We start from the raw sequence: 20235 nt of genomic DNA, 5'->3' as shown, positions 1-20235 counted from the left end.
GGTGCATACTTATTGAGTGCAAGAGCCCTGTAAAATGGCGCTGTTTGGATTTTCTCAAAGTTGGCACACTTTTCGCTAATAGTTTTTAGGGTAAAAAGTTTTTACAGGGTGAAAAGAGTCTGACCAGACAAATGATAGTGCGGTTTAGGCTACACGCCAGTTCAAGTAAAGCTGTTATTTCCAACTAAAGACCAAAAATGGTTATTCGTTCCACGACGATAATGAGAAATTCGGGAGAACTAGTATGTCCGCTGAACACGTTTTGACGATGCTGAATGAGCATGAAGTGAAATTCGTAGATTTACGTTTCACTGATACCAAAGGCAAAGAACAGCACGTCACCATTCCTGCACACCAGGTTAGCGCTGACTTCTTCGAAGAAGGCAAAATGTTTGATGGCTCTTCAATCGGTGGCTGGAAAGGCATTAACGAATCTGACATGGTTCTGATGCCAGATGCCAGCACTGCTGTTCTTGACCCATTCTATGAAGAAACCACGCTGATCATCCGTTGCGACATCCTTGAGCCGACAACGCTGCAAGGTTATGACCGTGACCCACGTTCTACCGCAAAACGTGCAGAAGATTTCCTGCGCTCTTCCGGTATCGCGGACACCGTACTGTTCGGGCCAGAGCCAGAATTCTTCCTGTTTGATGATGTGCGCTTCGGCAGCAGCATCTCCGGTTCCCACGTCGCTATCGATGATATCGAAGGCGCATGGAACTCCAGCACCAAATACGAAGGCGGCAACAAAGGCCACCGTCCTGCAGTGAAAGGCGGTTACTTCCCGGTTCCTCCGGTCGACTCCTCCCAGGATCTGCGTTCTACCATGTGTCTGACCATGGAAGAAATGGGTCTGGTTGTTGAAGCTCACCACCACGAAGTGGCCACTGCTGGCCAGAACGAAGTGGCAACCCGCTTCAACACCCTGACCAAAAAAGCAGACGAAATCCAAATCTACAAATACGTGGTGCACAACGTGGCTCACGCATTTGGCAAAACAGCGACCTTCATGCCTAAACCAATGTTTGGCGATAACGGTTCCGGTATGCACTGCCACATGTCTTTGTCCAAGAACGGTAACAACCTGTTCGCTGGCGACAAATACGGCGGCCTGTCTGAAATGGCACTGTTCTACATCGGCGGTATCATCAAGCACGCTAAAGCAATCAATGCCTACGCTAACCCGACAACCAACTCCTACAAGCGTTTGGTCCCGGGCTACGAAGCGCCAGTTATGCTGGCTTACTCTGCGCGTAACCGTTCTGCCTCTATCCGTATTCCACACGTATCAAGCCCTAAAGCGATGCGTATCGAAGCGCGTTTCCCTGATCCAGCGGCTAACCCATACCTGGCGTTTGCAGCACTGATGATGGCTGGCCTGGACGGCATCATCAACAAGATCCACCCTGGCGATGCGATGGACAAAAACCTGTATGACCTGCCACCGGAAGAAGAAGCAGAAATTCCAAAAGTTGCAGGTTCACTGGAAGAAGCGCTGAACGCACTGAACGAAGACCGCGAGTTCCTGACCCGTGGCGGCGTGTTCACTGACGACGCTATCGAAGCGTATATCGATCTGCGTAAAGAAGAAATGGACCGCGTGCGTATGACTCCGCATCCGGTTGAATTCGAACTGTATTACAGCGTTTAAGCCCTTAACTCAGCGTTCGTCTTCAGGACGAACGCTGAGTGTAATACCCGACTGAAGGCCCGGTAGTGAGAAAACCTTCAGCGTCAAAATCAAGTCAGACGATTTAATTTGTTGCCGTGGAAACTTTCAGCCCATCTCCGGATGGGCTTTTTTCTCCACACTCTTTCCTGCTTAACCCCTCAGCCCCGTGATTTCGCCGGGTAACGAGATAAAATGCACCGATCAGGTGCGGGAGACTGCGGTATGGCAACTGGCAAACTGCCCGATGCTGGGCAGATCCTGAATTCCTTAATCAACAGCGTTCTGTTATTGGACGACGATTTGGCTGTGCATTACGCCAATCCGGCGGCTCAGCAATTACTGGCGCAAAGTTCCCGCAAACTTTTTGGCACACCGTTGCCTGAGCTGGTGGGATATTTTTCCCTGAATATCGAGTTGATGCGTGAAAGTCTGACTGCCGGACAGGGCTTTACAGACAGCGAAGTGACTCTGGTCGTGGATGGCCGCGCGCACGTGTTGTCACTGACCGCGCAGATGCTGCCGGAAGGCTTCATTTTGGTCGAACTGGCTCCGATGGATAATCAGCGTAAGCTGAGCCAGGAACAATTGCAGCACGCTCAACAGGTTGCCGCGCGTGATTTAATCCGCGGTCTGGCACATGAAATTAAAAACCCGCTCGGCGGTTTGCGTGGTGCAGCGCAGTTACTTTCAAGAGCGCTCCCCGATCCGGCGCTGCTGGAATACACCAAAGTCATTATTGAGCAGGCAGACCGCCTGCGTAATCTGGTCGACCGTTTGCTCGGGCCACAGCGCCCAAGCCAGCACGTTACGCAAAGTATTCATCAGGTTGCAGAGCGTGTGTGTCAGCTGGTATCGATGGAAAAGCCAGATAACGTTCAACTGGTGAGGGACTATGACCCAAGCCTGCCGGAACTGGCGCACGACCCCGATCAGATAGAACAGATTTTGTTAAACATCACCCGCAATGCCCTGCAGGCACTCGGGGAGGAAGGCGGCACAATTACACTGCGTACGCGCACTGCCTTCCAGATCACGTTACATGGTGTGCGTTATCGTCTGGCGGCCCGCATCGATATTGAAGATGACGGCCCCGGCGTACCGGGCCATTTGCAGGACACCCTTTTTTACCCCATGGTCAGTGGCCGCGAGGGGGGCACCGGTTTGGGCCTGTCCATCGCGCGCAGTTTGATTGATCAGCATTCGGGTAAAGTTGAATTTAACAGTTGGCCAGGTCATACCGAATTCTCGGTTTTCCTGCCTATTCGCCAGTGAGGTTCTTATGCAACGAGGGATAGTCTGGATCGTCGATGACGATAGCTCCATCCGCTGGGTTCTTGAACGTGCGCTCACTGGAGCCGGTTTAACTTGCACCACGTTTGACAGCGGTAATGAAGTGCTGGAAGCCATTGCGACTCAAACCCCTGACGTGTTGTTATCCGATATCCGCATGCCTGGGATGGACGGTTTAGCGCTGCTTAAGCAGATTAAACAACGCCATCCGATGCTTCCGGTCATCATAATGACAGCCCATTCCGATCTGGATGCTGCGGTCAGCGCCTATCAGCAAGGCGCATTTGATTATCTGCCAAAACCGTTCGACATTGACGAAGCCGTGGCGCTGGTAGAGCGCGCCATCAGTCATTATCAGGAACAACAACAACCGGCCCGAACTCAGCCAGCCAGCGGCCCGACAGCTGACATTATTGGCGAAGCGCCAGCCATGCAGGATGTGTTCCGCATCATCGGCCGTTTGTCCCGCTCTTCAATCAGCGTGCTGATTAACGGCGAATCCGGTACCGGTAAAGAGCTGGTGGCTCATGCCTTGCATCGTCACAGTCCTCGCGCTAAAGCGCCTTTTATCGCGCTGAATATGGCGGCAATCCCGAAAGACCTGATCGAGTCCGAACTGTTCGGCCACGAAAAAGGGGCATTTACCGGAGCGAATACCGTTCGTCAGGGGCGTTTCGAGCAGGCCGACAATGGCACGCTGTTCCTTGATGAAATCGGTGATATGCCGCTTGATGTGCAAACCCGTCTTCTGCGCGTGCTGGCAGACGGTCAGTTCTACCGCGTCGGCGGCTATGCGCCGGTGAAGGTGGACGTGCGAATCATTGCGGCGACCCACCAGAATCTGGAGCTTAGGGTTCAGGAAGGAAAATTCCGTGAGGATTTATTCCATCGCCTGAATGTTATCCGCGTCCATCTGCCACCGCTGCGTGAACGTCGTGAAGACATTCCACGTCTGGCGCGTTACTTCCTGCAAGTGGCGGCAAAAGAACTGGGCGTGGAAGCAAAAAATCTGCATCCGGAAACCGAAACGGCGCTGACGCGTCTGCCGTGGCAAGGTAACGTGCGCCAGTTGGAAAACACTTGTCGCTGGCTGACGGTGATGGCGGCGGGCCAGGAAGTTCTGATTCAGGATTTGCCGAGTGAACTGTTTGAGACTTCTGCGCCGGAAGCAGGCGGACAGAGTTTGCCGGACAGCTGGGCAACGCTGCTGGCACAGTGGGCGGATCGCGCACTGCGCTCCGGTCATCAAAACCTGCTGTCGGAAGCACAACCTGAAATGGAGCGGACATTACTGACTACGGCGTTGCGCCATACTCAGGGGCATAAACAGGAAGCTGCACGGTTGCTGGGCTGGGGACGAAACACCCTCACCCGCAAACTAAAAGAACTGGGCATGGAATAATCCTTTCCTGCGCCAGACAGCAAAACAGCCGCTCATGCGGCTGTTTTGCTTTGTTTTGCGTTGATGCGAATCGATTTGCAGCGAAGAATCAGATAACGCGGGAGAATTGCTGCTGGCGTACCTGCCGGCGCAGATAAATATCAAAACACATGCAGATATTACGGATCAGCAAACGTCCGCGCGGCGTGACCTGAATGTGTGTCTCACTTACCTCGACAAGCCCGTCTTCCGCCAGCGGCGTCAGCAGCGCCAGATCGTCGGCAAAATACTCGGTAAAGCGGATACCATAACGCTGTTCGATATCAGCGAAACTCAGCTCGAAATGGCAGATCAGCGATTTAATAACATCGCGGCGCAGACAGTCGTCATCGGTCATTTCCAGACCGCGCCACAGTGCGTTCCCCTGCTCTTCAACTCTGGCGTAATACGTTTTGAGGTCTTTCTCGTTCTGCGCGTAGGTGTCGCCCAACATGCTGATGGCCGACACGCCCATACCCAGCAAATCGCTGTCGCCCTGCGTGGTATACCCCTGGAAATTACGGTGTAGTTTGCCTTCGCGCTGAGCAATCGCCAGTTCGTCATCTGGGCGCGCAAAGTGATCCATCCCGATAAACCGGTAACCAGACGCCGTCAGTGAACTGATGGTTTCCTGCAGGATTTTCAGTTTCTCTTCAGCACCGGGTAAGTCGGCATCTTTGATTTTGCGTTGTGCCGCAAACAGCTTCGGCATGTGAGCGTAGTTGAAAACGCTGAGACGGTCCGGATTGAGCGCCGCCACACGTTGCAGGGTATAAGCAAAACTTTCGGCGGTTTGTTTTGGCAAACCGTAGATCAGATCGATATTGGTTGAGTTGAAACCGAGCGCCCTGGCGCGTTCAATCAGCGCAAAGATGAACTCTTCATCCTGCTCGCGGTTAACCAGACGCTGCACTTCTTTGTTGAAATCCTGCACGCCCATGCTCAGGCGATTGAAGCCTTCGTTGCGCAGATGGTCCAGCACATCCAGCTCGATTTCGCGCGGATCAATCTCCAGCGACATCTCAGCATCAGGCAGGATAGTAAAATGTTGACGCAGAAGGCTCATCAGACGGCTTATCTGGGCTTTGCTGAGATAAGTGGGAGTACCACCGCCCCAATGGAGCTGACTCACGTGACGGCCCTTAAAGAGCGGCGCACGGTGGCGGATCTCTTTCTCGAGCACATTCAGATATTCTTCGGCTTTATGCTGCTGGCGGGTGACCAGTTTATTGCAGCCGCAGAAGTAGCAGAGCTTATGACAGAAAGGAATGTGGACATACAACGAGAGGGAACGATCCGGATAACGGGCAGCGGCTTTTTCAAAGGCTGCGTCGTTGTAGCTTTCGCTGAATTCAAGTGCGGTTGGGTAGGATGTGTACCGCGGGCCAGAGTAGTTGTACTTCTGGATCAGCGCTAAATCCCAAACGGTTGTCTGTTCTGACATGGTGACTCACTCCTTCCGGCGTCGGATGCTGCCGGTTCGCCTTACCGGCAGGCTGTTGGCCTGCCGTGCAAAGGTCGCTCTGCGCAAACGTGCTTTGGTTTTCGATAACCGTCGTAGTTTACCGAATAACCAAAGCAGATAACATGCAAAGAGTAAGGCTATTGCCGGAATGACCCAGCTCATGGCTTAGAAACCTTCTTTTGGATTCCCGCGCTTGAGCAACTGCATCATGTCTTCGTTCTTCTCTTCTTCTTCGTCATCTTCATCATCGCCAAGTTCGATACCCAGCAGTTCCATCAGAACGTCGATGCGATCCAGAGTCTGATCAACATAAGCCTGATCTTCAGCGCTCAGGGCTTTACCGTCATCGATAAGATCCAGCAAAGCATCCAGACGTTGATCATTTTCCAGTAATGTCAGTTCTTCTTCCGGAGTCATTTTTGGTTTTGCATCTTGCACTGGCTGCGCCGCTTTCTTCGCTTTAGGTGCATTGTTCATGACGGTTTCAACGATCAGGGGCACGGCTTTTTTACTGCCAATGCGCGGATCGGTTTTCTTCGCGGCTGCACCACTTTGATTTTGGTTGGCATCCGGGTTCGCACGGGAACCAGCCTTACGGCCGCGGCGGCGGTTGTCACGTTTGCGTTCGCGCGCTTCAATATCGAGCTCGACGCGATTCTTTTTTCTCTTCGGTTTGGCTGTCGCGGTATTGGCGCGCGGGGCTTTCGCTGGCTGTTTCATGGATTCTGCTCTTAGGTGTGTACATTTAGTATAGATTTGCGGCGGAATCTAGCAGAAAGCGACCAAAGAAAAAAGGCAGCAAGTGGACCTTGCTGCCTTTTTCTTTCCTTCCTGCGAAGGATATTCAACAAACACTTTCCCTGTATAGCCTCAACGTCCCGGTTTTTCCTTTGCCTTTCAGGGCTTCCGGCCCCGTTCATCCTTAAAGCGCCATGCATTTCCCGTATTCCCTGAAGGCGTAAATCATCCGTGTTTCCATTCTTGCCTTCATCGCGTAAGAAAGACTTTACCCTATCGCCGCAAAGGCTCAAGATACCGCCCTGCCGTCTCACGCCTTCAGCCGATGCTCTGATGTTATCGAATTGAATTTAAAGTGAATTAAAATATACGGCGACTTAATTAGCGAAATAACCCGCATTATGAATAGCAAATGTCTTACATCATGAAGGCCATTTTCCCCCGCCTTCATCTCTGTGGTCCCTTCGCATCATCATTCGGATTGTAAAAAACACTGAACGTATCGCGGCGCTGTTGCAGTTATAATCTCCAGTCAGCCAGATACACAAGCCTCACGGAGACGCACGTTTTGACCAGCCAAACTTACAACTATCATATGACCCATTTCGTCATGAGCGCCCCGGATATCCGGCATCTGCCGAGTGACGCAGGCATTGAAGTCGCATTTGCTGGTCGCTCAAACGCCGGCAAATCCAGTGCATTGAATACGCTGACCCAGCAGAAAAGCCTGGCACGTATCAGTAAAACCCCTGGCCGTACGCAATTAATTAACCTGTTTGAAGTGGAGCCAGGTATTCGTCTGGTCGACCTTCCGGGTTATGGCTATGCCCAGGTTCCGGAAGAGATGAAACGCAAATGGCAGCGCTCACTGGGTGAGTATCTGCAAATGCGTAATTCGCTGAAAGGGTTGGTAGTGCTGATGGATATCCGTCACCCGCTGAAAGATCTCGATCAGCAAATGATTCAGTGGGCCGTGGATGTCGGTACGCCGGTGATGCTGCTGCTGACTAAGGCCGATAAACTGGCTTCCGGCGCACGTCAGGCGCAGATCAAAATGGTACGCGAAGCAGTAAAAGAATTTATGGGGGACATTCAGGTTGAAGCGTTCTCTTCACCCAAAAAAATGGGTGTGGATAAACTCAGTGATAAACTGAACACCTGGTTTAATGAAATCCCGCCAGAAGTAGTGGAAGACGAATTGTCAGGCGAGTAAGTCGCAGGTAGGATCGTAAGTAAAGAACATGACGGGTGGCCTGCAGGTCGCCCGTTTTTTTATGTGCTTTTTTAACATGGATGCCCAAACCCCAAAAATGCGGGATAACGCAGTGAAAAGCACAATAAAAAACGCCCCAGACATAAATGCCTGGGGCGGCTAAAATATTCAGCCAAATCCGATTACGTGAAGTAAAAGGTCTGAAAGATAGAACATCTTACCTCTGTACCCTACAAGAGGAACTTTACCCTATTTCATGACGGGGAAAAAGAACTTTTTGTAGTTTACTTACACAAAAACTGCGGATTATGCGATCACCTTCATGGTCTGAGGCCATAATCCTGTAGCTTAATTACAATAAAAGCTTAATAACTATTCACTTAGTGAGCCTGATCCCAGTTCTCACCCGTACCGACATCCACTTTCAATGGAACGGCCAGTTCCATGCTCGCTTCCATCAGGCTACGAATTTTCTCACTGGCTGCCGCAACGTCGTCATTGTGCACTTCAAAGACCAGTTCATCATGTACCTGCATGATAATGCGGGCGCGCGGAGCATCCGGCTGTTTCAGCCAGTCAGCGACGCTTATCATGGCGCGTTTGATAATATCAGCCGCAGTTCCCTGCATCGGGGCGTTGATCGCGGCACGCTCGGCACCTTTACGGCGCATTGCGTTGCTGGACTTGATGTCCGGCAGATACAGCCTGCGACCATCCAGCGTTTCAACGTAGCCCTGTTCAGAAGCCTGCGTGCGGGTACGTTCCATGTATTCGAGCACGCCAGGGTAGCGCTCAAAATACAAATCCATATAACGCTGGGACTCTTTACGCGGAATGTTCAGCTGCCGTGAAAGACCGAACGCGCTCATACCGTAGATCAGCCCGAAGTTAATCGCCTTCGCGCTGCGGCGTTGCTCGCCGGTCACACTTTCCAGCGGCGTACCGAAGACTTCAGCAGCTGTCGCCCGGTGGATATCTTTTCCCTCGGCAAACGCTGTCAGCAAACCTGCATCTTTCGACAGATGCGCCATGATCCTAAGTTCGATTTGCGAGTAGTCGGCAGCCAGAATGCAGTAATCTTTCGGAGCGATAAACGCCTGACGAATACGTCGGCCTTCGTCGTTACGCACCGGAATGTTTTGCAGGTTTGGATCACTGGAAGACAGACGCCCGGTGGCCGTCACAGCCTGATGGTAAGACGTGTGTACACGTCCAGACTGAGGGTTGATCATCAACGGCAGTTTGTCGGTATAAGTCGATTTGAGCTTCGCCAGGCCGCGATATTCCAGAATGACTTTTGGCAATGGATAATCCAGCGCCAGTTCAGCTAACACTTCTTCGTTCGTCGAAGGCGCGCCACCCGGTGTTTTCTTCAGAATCGGCAATTTCTGTTTTTCATACAGAATGGCCTGCAGCTGCTTGGTCGAGGACAAGTTGAAAGGCTCTTCGGCCAGTTCATGCGCCCTGGTTTCCAATTCATTCAGGCGGATGGCCAGCTCTTTAGAGTGCGCGGCCAAAATGTTCTGGTCGATCAGAACGCCGGTGCGTTCGATATGCGACAGAACAGGGACCAGCGGCATCTCAATATCGGTGAAGACTTTCTTCAGCGATTCGCTTTCCTGGATGCGCGGCCACAACGTCTGATGCAACTGCAAGGTGACGTCAGCATCTTCCGCTGCATACGGGGCGGCTTGTTCAAGAGCGATCTGGTTGAAGGTGAGCTGGTTTTTACCCTTTCCGGCAATCTCTTCAAAACCGACCGTTTTATGGCCGAGATAACGATCCGCAAGACTGTCCATATCATGACGGCCTGATACACTGTCGAGTACGTATGACTCAAGCATGGTATCGAACGCGATCCCTTTCATCACAATGTCATAACGCAGCAGAATACCGCGGTCGAACTTCAGATTTTGTCCGACTTTCAGCTGCTTTTCATCTTCCAGTAAAGGCTTGAGCTGTTTCAGAACGTCAGCGCGATCTAATTGCACCGGCGCGTCAAGATAGTCGTGAGCCACGGGAAGATACGCGGCTTTACCCGCTTGCGTTGCAAAAGATAAACCAATCAGATTCGCTGTCAGCGTATCCAGGCCATCCGTTTCCGTATCAAACGCGAAAACATCAGAAGCTTTCAGGTAGCCAATCCATTCATCAAGCGTTGCCTGATCCAGAATGGTGACATAACCGTCCTGCGTCAGCTGATTACGCTCGACGGGTTCAGAAGCCAGCGTCTCTTCAGCTGCGGCACCTTTCTTACCGGATGTCGTCGCTTTTGCCGCTGACTTTTTACCGCTTAACCAGGTACCCGATTCAACATCTGCCAGCCAGCGCTTGAACTCATAACGACCAAAGAGCTGATGAAGTTCATCTGCATTCGGCTCATTAACGGTCAGTTCAGCGCAGGTGACGTCCAGCTCAACGTCAGTTTTGATGGTCGCCAGTTTATAGGAGAGATAAGCAACGTCTTTATTGTCGGCAAGTTTAGCGGCCATGGTTTTGGAACCACGGAAACTCAATGTAGAAATTTTATCGAGATCGGCATACAGCGCATCAAGACCACCGATGCCTTGCAACAGCGCCTGCGCCGTTTTCTCACCCACGCCGGGAACACCGGGGATGTTGTCCGAGGAGTCACCCATCAACGCCAGGAAATCGATGATCAGTTCAGGAGGGACGCCGTATTTTTCAACGACTTCATCCGGCCCAAGGATCGCATTGTTCATGGTATTAATCAGCGTCACGCCTGGCGTGACCAATTGCGCCATGTCTTTATCACCGGTGCTGATCAGCACGGCATGTCCGGCCTTTTCAGCTTCGAGAGCCAGTGTGCCAATCACGTCGTCCGCTTCCACGCCAGACACCACCAGTAACGGCAGCCCCATGGCTTTAACCATCTGGTGCAATGGTTCAATCTGCGAACGGAGATCGTCAGGCATTGGCGGACGGTGAGATTTGTACTGATCAAAGAGCTCATCACGGAAGGTTTTGCCTTTCGCGTCAAACACCACAGCAACGTGGCTTGGGGTGTATTGCAGCAATAAGCTACGCAACATGTTAAGCACGCCGTACATCGCGCCGGTTGGCTCACCCACAGAGTTTGTCAGCGGGGGGAACGCATGGTAAGCGCGGTAGAGGTAGGACGAACCGTCTACCAGTATCAATGGGTTTTCTGCTATCTGGGCCATAACTCTTCTTTATTCGTGATCAGACATACGCTAAGGATGCCATAGCCAGCGTGAAAGACGAACCTTACGAGGGAAATTCATTGCGATAATGCGGGGGATCTCGAAGGATCTTCCTGTGGATAACTTTGTGAATAGTTTTGATGAGAAATTATTAATGAGATGTATTGAGAAAAACATTTACCATTTTACTCACTGCTTTCATCAGCTTATCTGATTTTTGCATGAAACATTCATGTAATAGAAGCTTAATAGCTATTGTGGATAGTAATATTTGTGAGACGACATCATACAAATAAATTCAATTATATTTCAGATTTTTTATTTGGCCAGGCCGTAAATTCGAAAGGATATAATGCCAGCCGGATGGCTGGCATTGAGAAGACGATATCTTATTTTTTGGTGGCTAGGAAATTGATAACATCTGAATATTGTTTGACATACATATCCATTGAGCTGGTATCAAGGCCATCATTTTTAACCATATATTTGCCATTCACAAATACAGATGGGACACCTTGCAGGCCTAAATCAGCGGCGGCTTTTTCCTGCTGTACGACGAGAGATTTCACCACAAAACTATTCAGTGCGGCATCGTAATCTTCGCCTTTCACGCCAGCCTGAATAAAGACTTTGCGGATATCATCGGCATTCTGAACGGACTGTTGTTTTTGTACGGCATCAAACATCAGTGGGCTGACTTTATCTTCAACGCCCAACGCGATTGCCACAGCCCATGCCTGAGTTAATTGCTTACCTAACGGGCCCAGGAATTCCACATGGTATTTGGTGTATTTAACGTCTTTTGGCAGGTTCTTACGGATGCTGTCAGACACATGCCAAACTTGTTCAAACTGATAACAGTGCGGGCAATAAAATGAGAAGAACTCGAGTACCTGTGGCTCATTAGCAACGGTTTTATCTAAAGTAACGTACTGGGCACCATCAGAAAATTGTGCCGCAGACACACTGAAGGCCATAACCATACCAACCAGTGCCAAGAATATCTTTTTCATATAAAGCCTATCTCCAATTAATTAAACTTCGAACATTAAACGTGACTTAATACATTGGCATCAACTGCAAAGGAGGTGCCTTTAGTTTCTTAATTTGCTCGTTAAAAGCAGCAATCTGGCCTCGCCAAAAGTCTTCATCCGTCATCCACGGAAAACTTTTAGGGAATGCAGGGTCTTCCCAGCGGCGCGCGACCCAGGCCAGATAATAAACCATGCGCATCGCGCGCAGCGGTTCAATGAGTGCCAGCTCCCGAGAGTCAAAATCGGCGAATTCTTCGTACGCTTCAAGCAATACATCCAGCTGAAGGTGCTGCTCACTTTGATCCCCGTGCAACAACATCCAGAGATCCTGTATCGCCGGGCCATTGCGGGCATCGTCCATATCGACAAACACCGGTCCATCACGCCAGAGAATGTTCCCCGGGTGGCAATCGCCGTGCAAACGCAAAGGTTTCCAGTCCGTATGCCAATATGTTTGTGTGGTATTGATCAGATTATCTGTCGCCAGCAAGAAAGGCTCGCGCAGACTCTTCGGGATCAGAGGGCATTGTGCGAGAACTTCACGCGGCTGTACGAGATATTCATCCAGCCCCATCGTCGGACGAGCAGTAAAAAGGCTCTCACTGCCCACCTGATGAATACGTCCCAGGAAACGCCCAACCCACTCCAGCTGATCAAGGTTATCTATTTCATACTGCCGACCACCTACGCTGGGAAACACGGTAAACATGTAACCCTGATGGTGATGCAACGTATTTTCATTGATAGAAAGCGGGGCAACGGCCGGTATTTCAGCCTCGGACATATCATGTGAAAAAAGATGCTCTTCATGGATCTGTTCCTCACTCCAGCGTTCCGGACGATAGAACTTCACCACATAGCGTTTTCTGTCTTCACAGAGAAACTGATATACCCGATTTTCATAGCTGTTTAATGCAGTGAGCCCGGACTCTGCGCGCAGACCGACACTCTCGAGTGCATCAAGGATGAGATCCGGCGACAATGCCTGAAAATTGAAAGCTGAACTATTCATAACTTCATTCGGATTGGCCGCACAGAAAAATGATAATGGGAAATAGTATCACCTATTTTTCGTGGTTCGCATGAAGTTCACATAAGTTTACATCAATCTTTAATCACACCACGGGCACGCAGAAGCGCCGTTTTAAAGTCATCCTCATAGTCTTTCTTCAGACCAGGAATTTCCGCAGAGCTTTCTGTTCCACGCATTTTCAGGTGATAAATCAATGTGTCATCACTCAGTTCCGCCAATGGGCCCTGATAACCGCATTCACCCGCCAGCTTCTGGATAAACTCCATCAGGTTAAGATCACTGTCTTCTTTCCAGGCCGGGTGCAGTAATTCAATCAGCTCATTGACGCGATGTTCTTTCATGAGGTTTCTTCCTTTATTTGTTGAGTCCCTAAAAATAACAGGGTTATTTCTTCAGGGGAAGGACAAGCTGACATGACAAAGTTAAATCTGCTTGTGTTGAAAATTAGACGTTACAATGGTCGGAATACAAAGATTTTGGCAGGTGAATAGTATGAATCGCAGCAGCATTACCGGCGTTATTTTAGCGGGCGGACGTTCGAGCAGGATGGGAGAAGATAAGGGATTGGTTGAGGTAAAAGGTCAGCCTTTGTTCGAAATCATAGCTGACAGGCTCTCTCCACAGGTGGGTAATATACTGATCAGTTGTAACCAAAATGCGGATCGCTACGGCAAAAAATTTCAGACTGTCCCAGACCTCACACAGGATTTCTCCGGTCCACTTGCCGGTATGCTGGCCGCTTTAACGGTAAGTCAGACAGAGTGGATGTTGTTCGTGCCTTGTGACGTCCCCGGATTCCCTATTAACTTAGCCGAAACGTTTTTGTCCGAGTTAGCAGGCCGTCAGGCCCTCTATGCACGAGATCCGGAACGGGAGCATCCGACACTTTGTCTGCTCAACCGCAATCTTATTCCAGCCTTGAAATCCTATCTTGAAAATGGCGACCGTAAACTCATGATTTTCTTCCATAACGTTGGTGCCAAGTCAGTTATGTTTAATCATGCTGCAGATTTTTCCAACCTCAATTACCCGCAAGATGTTTTGCGTTGGCAGAGCGAATCACAATGAACAATCGTGAAATACCACTGCTCGGAATAGTGGCTTACAGTGGCACGGGCAAAACGATATTATTGAAACAACTCATTCCTCATCTTCGCCAACGAGGCATTCGTGTAGGCCTTATCAAACACACTCATCACGACGTTGACGTTGATACCCCAGGAAAAGACAGCTTCGAACTGAGAAAGGCTGGCGCAGATCAAACAATGGTCGCAAGCAGTGACAGATGGGCACTAATGACCGAGACAGCGCATCATGAACCTCTCGATCTCAGGTACCTTGCGACACGTTTCGACAGCAACAGTCTCGACATGATTTTGGTTGAGGGATTCAAACACGAGAGGATAGATAAAATTGTGTTGTACAGGGAAGAAAGTGGCAGGCATTTAGAGCAGTTGATTGATTTTTATGTCATTGCGGTTGCCAGCAATCAATTACCGGCTCTGAGTTTGGAATCAATCAGGGTGCTGGATCTCAATAAGATCGAAGAAATAGAGTGTTTTATTGTCGAATGGCTGGAAAAACAAGCTAATTAGCAGGTTTTACTTTCCTGCTTTCTCTAAATTTCACATAGCAAAAAGCCCTGTACGTCAGTACAGGGCTTTCCACTTATTTGATGCCTGGCAGTTCCCTACTCTCGCATGGGGAGACCCCACACTACCATCGGCGCTACGGCGTTTCACTTCTGAGTTCGGCATGGGGTCAGGTGGGACCACCGCGCTACTGCCGCCAGGCAAATTCTGTTTTATCCATAACGCGCACCTTAAGTCAGGCTTGCACTACGAACCAATCTCGGAACATTCAGCTGAAAATCTACTTCAGAGCCACTCTAAAAACACCTTTGGTGTTGTAAGGTTAAGCCTCTCGGGTCATTAGTACTGGTTAGCTCAATGCATCGCTGCACTTACACACCCAGCCTATCAACGTCTTAGTCTTAAACGTCCCTTCAGGTGGCTTAAAGCCACAGGGAAGACTCATCTCGAGGCAAGTTTCGCGCTTAGATGCTTTCAGCGCTTATCTTTTCCGCATTTAGCTACCGGGCAATGCCATTGGCATGACAACCCGAACACCAGTGATGCGTCCACTCCGGTCCTCTCGTACTAGGAGCAGCCCCTCTCAATCTTCCAACGCCCACGGCAGATAGGGACCGAACTGTCTCACGACGTTCTAAACCCAGCTCGCGTACCACTTTAAACGGCGAACAGCCGTACCCTTGGGACCTACTTCAGCCCCAGGATGTGATGAGCCGACATCGAGGTGCCAAACACCGCCGTCGATATGAACTCTTGGGCGGTATCAGCCTGTTATCCCCGGAGTACCTTTTATCCGTTGAGCGATGGCCCTTCCATTCAGAACCACCGGATCACTATGACCTACTTTCGTACCTGCTCGAGCCGTCACTCTCGCAGTCAAGCTAGCTTATGCCATTGCACTAACCTCACGATGTCCGACCGTGATTAGCTAACCTTCGTGCTCCTCCGTTACTCTTTAGGAGGAGACCGCCCCAGTCAAACTACCCACCAGACACTGTCCTCACCCCGGATCACGGGGCCGAGTTAGAACATCAAACATTAAAGGGTGGTATTTCAAGGTTGGCTCCACGCAGACTGGCGTCCACGCTTCAAAGCCTCCCACCTATCCTACACATCAAGGCTCAATGTTCAGTGTCAAGCTATAGTAAAGGTTCACGGGGTCTTTCCGTCTTGCCGCGGGTACACTGCATCTTCACAGCGAGTTCAATTTCACTGAGTCTCGGGTGGAGACAGCCTGGCCATCATTACGCCATTCGTGCAGGTCGGAACTTACCCGACAAGGAATTTCGCTACCTTAGGACCGTTATAGTTACGGCCGCCGTTTACCGGGGCTTCGATCAAGAGCTTCGCATTGCTGCTAACCCCATCAATTAACCTTCCGGCACCGGGCAGGCGTCACACCGTATACGTCCACTTTCGTGTTTGCACAGTGCTGTGTTTTTATTAAACAGTTGCAGCCAGCTGGTATCTGCGACTGGCTTCAGCTCCGGGAGCAAGTCCCTTCACCTACGCGCCAGCGTGCCTTCTCCCGAAGTTACGGCACCATTTTGCCTAGTTCCTTCACCCGAGTTCTCTCAAGCGCCTGAGTATTCTCTACCTGACCACCTGTGTCGGTTTGGGGTACGATTTCGTGTTACCTGGAGCTTAGAGGCTTTTCCTGGAAGCATGGCATCAACTACTTCACCACCGTAGTGGCTCGTTATCACGCCTCAGGGTTAGTATGCAACCGGATTTACCAAGTCACACCCCCTACACGCTTGAACCGGGACAACCGTCGCCCGGCTAGCCTAGCCTTCTCCGTCCCCCCTTCGCAGTAACACCAAGTGCTGGAATATTAACCAGCTTCCCATCGACTACGCTTTTCAGCCTCGCCTTAGGGGTCGACTCACCCTGCCCCGATTAACGTTGGACAGGAACCCTTGGTCTTCCGGCGTGCGGGTTTTTCACCCGCATTATCGTTACTTATGTCAGCATTCGCACTTCTGATACCTCCAGCAACCCTCACAGGTCACCTTCGACGGCTTACAGAACGCTCCCCTACCCAACAACGCCTAAGCGTCGCTGCCGCAGCTTCGGTGCATGGTTTAGCCCCGTTACATCTTCCGCGCAGGCCGACTCGACCAGTGAGCTATTACGCTTTCTTTAAATGATGGCTGCTTCTAAGCCAACATCCTGGCTGTCTATGCCTTCCCACATCGTTTCCCACTTAACCATGACTTTGGGACCTTAGCTGGCGGTCTGGGTTGTTTCCCTCTTCACGACGGACGTTAGCACCCGCCGTGTGTCTCCCGTGATAACATTCTTCGGTATTCGTAGTTTGCATCGAGTTGGTAAGCCGGGATGGCCCCCTAGTCGAAACAGTGCTCTACCCCCGAAGATGAGTTCACGAGGCGCTACCTAAATAGCTTTCGGGGAGAACCAGCTATCTCCCGGTTTGATTGGCCTTTCACCCCCAGCCACAAGTCATCCGCTAATTTTTCAACATTAGTCGGTTCGGTCCTCCAGTTAGTGTTACCCAACCTTCAACCTGCCCATGGCTAGATCACCGGGTTTCGGGTCTATACCTTGCAACTTGACGCCCAGTTAAGACTCGGTTTCCCTACGGCTCCCCTATACGGTTAACCTTGCTACAAAATATAAGTCGCTGACCCATTATACAAAAGGTACGCAGTCACCCAACAAAGTAGGCTCCCACTGCTTGTACGTACACGGTTTCAGGTTCTATTTCACTCCCCTCGCCGGGGTTCTTTTCGCCTTTCCCTCACGGTACTGGTTCACTATCGGTCAGTCAGGAGTATTTAGCCTTGGAGGATGGTCCCCCCATATTCAGACAGGATGTCACGTGTCCCGCCCTACTCATCGAACTCACAATGTATGCATTTTTGTGTACGGGACTATCACCCTATACTGTGCGACTTTCCAGACGCTTCCACTAACACATACGCTGATGTTGGTTCTGGGCTCTTCCCCGTTCGCTCGCCGCTACTGGGGGAATCTCGGTTGATTTCTTTTCCTCGGGGTACTTAGATGTTTCAGTTCCCCCGGTTCGCCTTGCATGGCTATGTATTCACCATGCAATAGTGTGTCGAAACACACTGGGTTTCCCCATTCGGGTATCGTCGGTTATAACGGTTCATATCACCTTACCGACGCTTTTCGCAGATTAGCACGCCCTTCATCGCCTCTGACTGCCTAGGCATCCACCGTGTACGCTTAGTCGCTTAACCTCACAACCCGAAGGTGTCTTAAAAGACAACGTCGCGCTGCGATTATTTGAGAGACTCTGTTACAGACTAATCCACCACTCAGTACTTCTACGGAGAGTGATGTTCAGCTGTAAACTTTCAATTTTCAGCTTGTTCCAGATTGTTAAAGAGCAATATCTTAAACACGACTCGTTAAAGTCATCTTTAAGATATTCGGTGATAATGTCTTTCACACATTATCGGAGTGGCGTCCCCAAGGGGATTCGAACCCCTGTTACAGCCGTGAAAGGGCAGTGTCCTAGGCCTCTAGACGATGGGGACACGAAAAATCCGCACCAGACCACACCGTGGTTTGGCACTTTTCGCATCAGCGTAAGGTTGCCCTTACCGCATCAACAGGTGCTCTTGCTCATTAATTTCATCAGACAATCTGTGTGGACACTGCACAATGCGTATCTTTAGGTAAGGAGGTGATCCAACCGCAGGTTCCCCTACGGTTACCTTGTTACGACTTCACCCCAGTCATGAATCACAAAGTGGTAAGCGCCCTCCCGAAGGTTAAGCTACCTACTTCTTTTGCAACCCACTCCCATGGTGTGACGGGCGGTGTGTACAAGGCCCGGGAACGTATTCACCGTAGCATTCTGATCTACGATTACTAGCGATTCCGACTTCATGGAGTCGAGTTGCAGACTCCAATCCGGACTACGACATACTTTATGAGGTCCGCTTGCTCTCGCGAGTTTGCTTCTCTTTGTATATGCCATTGTAGCACGTGTGTAGCCCTACTCGTAAGGGCCATGATGACTTGACGTCATCCCCACCTTCCTCCGGTTTATCACCGGCAGTCTCCTTTGAGTTCCCGACATTACTCGCTGGCAACAAAGGATAAGGGTTGCGCTCGTTGCGGGACTTAACCCAACATTTCACAACACGAGCTGACGACAGCCATGCAGCACCTGTCTCAGAGTTCCCGAAGGCACTAAGCTATCTCTAGCGAATTCTCTGGATGTCAAGAGTAGGTAAGGTTCTTCGCGTTGCATCGAATTAAACCACATGCTCCACCGCTTGTGCGGGCCCCCGTCAATTCATTTGAGTTTTAACCTTGCGGCCGTACTCCCCAGGCGGTCGACTTAACGCGTTAGCTCCGGAAGCCACGCCTCAAGGGCACAACCTCCAAGTCGACATCGTTTACAGCGTGGACTACCAGGGTATCTAATCCTGTTTGCTCCCCACGCTTTCGCACCTGAGCGTCAGTCTTTGTCCAGGGGGCCGCCTTCGCCACCGGTATTCCTCCAGATCTCTACGCATTTCACCGCTACACCTGGAATTCTACCCCCCTCTACAAGACTCTAGCTTGCCAGTTTCAAATGCAGTTCCCAAGTTAAGCTCGGGGATTTCACATCTGACTTAACAAACCGCCTGCGTGCGCTTTACGCCCAGTAATTCCGATTAACGCTTGCACCCTCCGTATTACCGCGGCTGCTGGCACGGAGTTAGCCGGTGCTTCTTCTGCGAGTAACGTCAATGCTCAGTGCTATTAACACTGAACCCTTCCTCCTCGCTGAAAGTGCTTTACAACCCTAAGGCCTTCTTCACACACGCGGCATGGCTGCATCAGGCTTGCGCCCATTGTGCAATATTCCCCACTGCTGCCTCCCGTAGGAGTCTGGACCGTGTCTCAGTTCCAGTGTGGCTGGTCATCCTCTCAGACCAGCTAGGGATCGTCGCCTAGGTGAGCCATTACCCCACCTACTAGCTAATCCCATCTGGGCACATCCGATGGCGTGAGGCCCGAAGGTCCCCCACTTTGCTCTTGCGAGGTCATGCGGTATTAGCTACCGTTTCCAGTAGTTATCCCCCTCCATCAGGCAGTTTCCCAGACATTACTCACCCGTCCGCCGCTCGTCACCCAGAGAGCAAGCTCTCCTGTGCTACCGCTCGACTTGCATGTGTTAGGCCTGCCGCCAGCGTTCAATCTGAGCCATGATCAAACTCTTCAATTAAAAGTTCGATTTGCTTAAACAAGTTAAGCGGTGCTCAAAAATTAACTTTCGTAATAATTCAACTAAATGAATTACTGCTTGGTCACTCTTTAAGACTTGATATTTTTTTGCCACCGAGGTGGCTGATATCGTCTTGTGAGTGCCCACACAGATTGTCTGATAAATTGTTAAAGAGCGTACGTTGCGAGACTTAACTCAGCAACGTGGGAGGAAGATAATACTCTTTCTCCCTGAAGAGTCAACCATTTTCTTTTGCAAGATGCGGTGTTTTCACCGGGTTGATTCTTCCTGGCTGGGCGACTTGTTCTCGTTAGAGGAGTCGTTGTTCCCGGTCAGTGGAGGCGCATTATAGGGAGTTCTCCGGAGGCCGCAACCCCT

At 50.7% G+C, this 20235-nt stretch carries 12 protein-coding genes, 1 tRNA gene and 3 rRNA genes; 6 read left to right on the top strand and 10 right to left on the bottom strand.

Annotation, left to right across the window (positions count from 1 at the left end):
- Positions 1-244: 244 nt before the first annotated feature.
- From glnA to glnG, 3 genes are all read left to right on the top strand, one after another.
- Positions 245-1654, top strand: a complete 1410-nt coding sequence (gene glnA / locus ACQZQY_RS05160; protein ID WP_056777594.1) for a glutamate--ammonia ligase — start codon at positions 245-247, stop codon at positions 1652-1654.
- Between the two features lie 243 nt (positions 1655-1897).
- The gene (gene glnL, locus ACQZQY_RS05155) at positions 1898-2947 is read left to right on the top strand and encodes a nitrogen regulation protein NR(II) (RefSeq protein WP_056777597.1); all 1050 of its coding nucleotides are present in this window, start codon (positions 1898-1900) and stop codon (positions 2945-2947) included.
- A gap of 7 nt (positions 2948-2954) precedes the next feature.
- Entirely contained in the window at positions 2955-4367 is a 1413-nt protein-coding gene (glnG, locus tag ACQZQY_RS05150; RefSeq protein ID WP_056777602.1) for a nitrogen regulation protein NR(I), read from the top strand.
- An 88-nt stretch (positions 4368-4455) separates the two neighbouring features.
- Here the strand turns inward: glnG and hemN are convergent, their stop codons facing one another.
- Positions 4456-5829 carry an oxygen-independent coproporphyrinogen III oxidase gene (hemN, locus tag ACQZQY_RS05145; protein WP_122097109.1) on the bottom strand — a complete coding sequence of 458 codons (1374 nt, stop codon included), beginning with the start codon at positions 5827-5829 and terminating at the stop codon, positions 4456-4458.
- 186 nt (positions 5830-6015) lie between these two features.
- Positions 6016-6570, bottom strand: a complete 555-nt coding sequence (yihI, locus tag ACQZQY_RS05140) for a Der GTPase-activating protein YihI (RefSeq protein WP_056777609.1) — start codon at positions 6568-6570, stop codon at positions 6016-6018.
- Between the two features lie 586 nt (positions 6571-7156).
- Between yihI and yihA the strand changes: the two genes are divergently transcribed.
- Positions 7157-7801 carry a ribosome biogenesis GTP-binding protein YihA/YsxC gene (gene yihA / locus ACQZQY_RS05135; protein ID WP_056777618.1) on the top strand — a complete coding sequence of 215 codons (645 nt, stop codon included), beginning with the start codon at positions 7157-7159 and terminating at the stop codon, positions 7799-7801.
- A gap of 380 nt (positions 7802-8181) precedes the next feature.
- On the opposite strand, the gene polA is transcribed toward yihA, so the two are convergent.
- The 4 genes from polA to ACQZQY_RS05115 all read right to left on the bottom strand — a co-directional run bounded on the left by polA (position 8182) and on the right by ACQZQY_RS05115 (position 13394).
- Positions 8182-10986 carry a DNA polymerase I gene (polA, locus tag ACQZQY_RS05130; RefSeq protein ID WP_431296723.1) on the bottom strand — a complete coding sequence of 935 codons (2805 nt, stop codon included), beginning with the start codon at positions 10984-10986 and terminating at the stop codon, positions 8182-8184.
- 389 nt (positions 10987-11375) lie between these two features.
- Complete coding sequence (dsbA, locus tag ACQZQY_RS05125) at positions 11376-11999, bottom strand: thiol:disulfide interchange protein DsbA (protein ID WP_056777623.1); 624 nt, start codon at positions 11997-11999, stop codon at positions 11376-11378.
- A 46-nt stretch (positions 12000-12045) separates the two neighbouring features.
- Positions 12046-13032 (bottom strand): serine/threonine protein kinase, encoded by a 987-nt coding sequence (locus ACQZQY_RS05120; RefSeq protein WP_431296722.1) that lies wholly within the window; start codon positions 13030-13032, stop codon positions 12046-12048.
- Positions 13033-13124: 92 nt separating this feature from the next.
- Positions 13125-13394 carry a YihD family protein gene (locus ACQZQY_RS05115; protein WP_122097113.1) on the bottom strand — a complete coding sequence of 90 codons (270 nt, stop codon included), beginning with the start codon at positions 13392-13394 and terminating at the stop codon, positions 13125-13127.
- Between the two features lie 151 nt (positions 13395-13545).
- On the opposite strand from ACQZQY_RS05115, the gene mobA reads away from it, so the two are divergent.
- A complete protein-coding gene (gene mobA, locus ACQZQY_RS05110; protein WP_431296721.1) occupies positions 13546-14121 on the top strand; it encodes a molybdenum cofactor guanylyltransferase MobA in 576 nt (191 codons plus the stop codon).
- The gene (gene mobB / locus ACQZQY_RS05105) at positions 14118-14648 is read left to right on the top strand and encodes a molybdopterin-guanine dinucleotide biosynthesis protein MobB (protein ID WP_431296720.1); all 531 of its coding nucleotides are present in this window, start codon (positions 14118-14120) and stop codon (positions 14646-14648) included. Before mobA ends, mobB begins: the two co-directional genes overlap by 4 nt.
- A gap of 82 nt (positions 14649-14730) precedes the next feature.
- Here the strand turns inward: mobB and rrf are convergent.
- The 4 genes from rrf to ACQZQY_RS05085 all read right to left on the bottom strand — a co-directional run bounded on the left by rrf (position 14731) and on the right by ACQZQY_RS05085 (position 19857).
- Positions 14731-14846: ribosomal RNA gene (rrf, locus tag ACQZQY_RS05100) — 5S ribosomal RNA — on the bottom strand.
- 117 nt (positions 14847-14963) lie between these two features.
- A 23S ribosomal RNA gene (locus ACQZQY_RS05095) occupies positions 14964-17872 on the bottom strand.
- 224 nt (positions 17873-18096) lie between these two features.
- Positions 18097-18172: transfer RNA gene (locus tag ACQZQY_RS05090), tRNA-Glu, on the bottom strand.
- Positions 18173-18314: 142 nt separating this feature from the next.
- Positions 18315-19857, bottom strand: a 16S ribosomal RNA gene (locus ACQZQY_RS05085).
- Together the 16S, 23S and 5S rRNA genes with 1 tRNA gene alongside form the textbook arrangement of a ribosomal RNA operon.
- Positions 19858-20235 lie beyond the last annotated feature (378 nt).

The organism is Rahnella sp. PAMC25559 (assembly GCF_050632365.1).
Classification (GTDB): Bacteria; Pseudomonadota; Gammaproteobacteria; order Enterobacterales; family Enterobacteriaceae; genus Rahnella; species Rahnella rivi.
This window is presented reverse-complemented; position numbering and strand designations above follow the sequence as displayed.

What these genes read in the sequence shown, in the direction of transcription:
- glnA (WP_056777594.1), top strand. Translation starts at nt 245, where the DNA reads ATGTCCGCTGAACACGTTTTGACGATGCTGAATGAGCATGAAGTGAAA.
- glnL (WP_056777597.1), top strand. Translation starts at nt 1,898, where the DNA reads ATGGCAACTGGCAAACTGCCCGATGCTGGGCAGATCCTGAATTCCTTA.
- glnG (WP_056777602.1), top strand. Translation starts at nt 2,955, where the DNA reads ATGCAACGAGGGATAGTCTGGATCGTCGATGACGATAGCTCCATCCGC.
- hemN (WP_122097109.1), bottom strand. Translation starts at nt 5,829, where the DNA reads ATGTCAGAACAGACAACCGTTTGGGATTTAGCGCTGATCCAGAAGTAC.
- yihI (WP_056777609.1), bottom strand. Translation starts at nt 6,570, where the DNA reads ATGAAACAGCCAGCGAAAGCCCCGCGCGCCAATACCGCGACAGCCAAA.
- polA (WP_431296723.1), bottom strand. Translation starts at nt 10,986, where the DNA reads ATGGCCCAGATAGCAGAAAACCCATTGATACTGGTAGACGGTTCGTCC.
- dsbA (WP_056777623.1), bottom strand. Translation starts at nt 11,999, where the DNA reads ATGAAAAAGATATTCTTGGCACTGGTTGGTATGGTTATGGCCTTCAGT.
- ACQZQY_RS05120 (WP_431296722.1), bottom strand. Translation starts at nt 13,032, where the DNA reads ATGAATAGTTCAGCTTTCAATTTTCAGGCATTGTCGCCGGATCTCATC.
- ACQZQY_RS05115 (WP_122097113.1), bottom strand. Translation starts at nt 13,394, where the DNA reads ATGAAAGAACATCGCGTCAATGAGCTGATTGAATTACTGCACCCGGCC.
- mobA (WP_431296721.1), top strand. Translation starts at nt 13,546, where the DNA reads ATGAATCGCAGCAGCATTACCGGCGTTATTTTAGCGGGCGGACGTTCG.
- mobB (WP_431296720.1), top strand. Translation starts at nt 14,118, where the DNA reads ATGAACAATCGTGAAATACCACTGCTCGGAATAGTGGCTTACAGTGGC.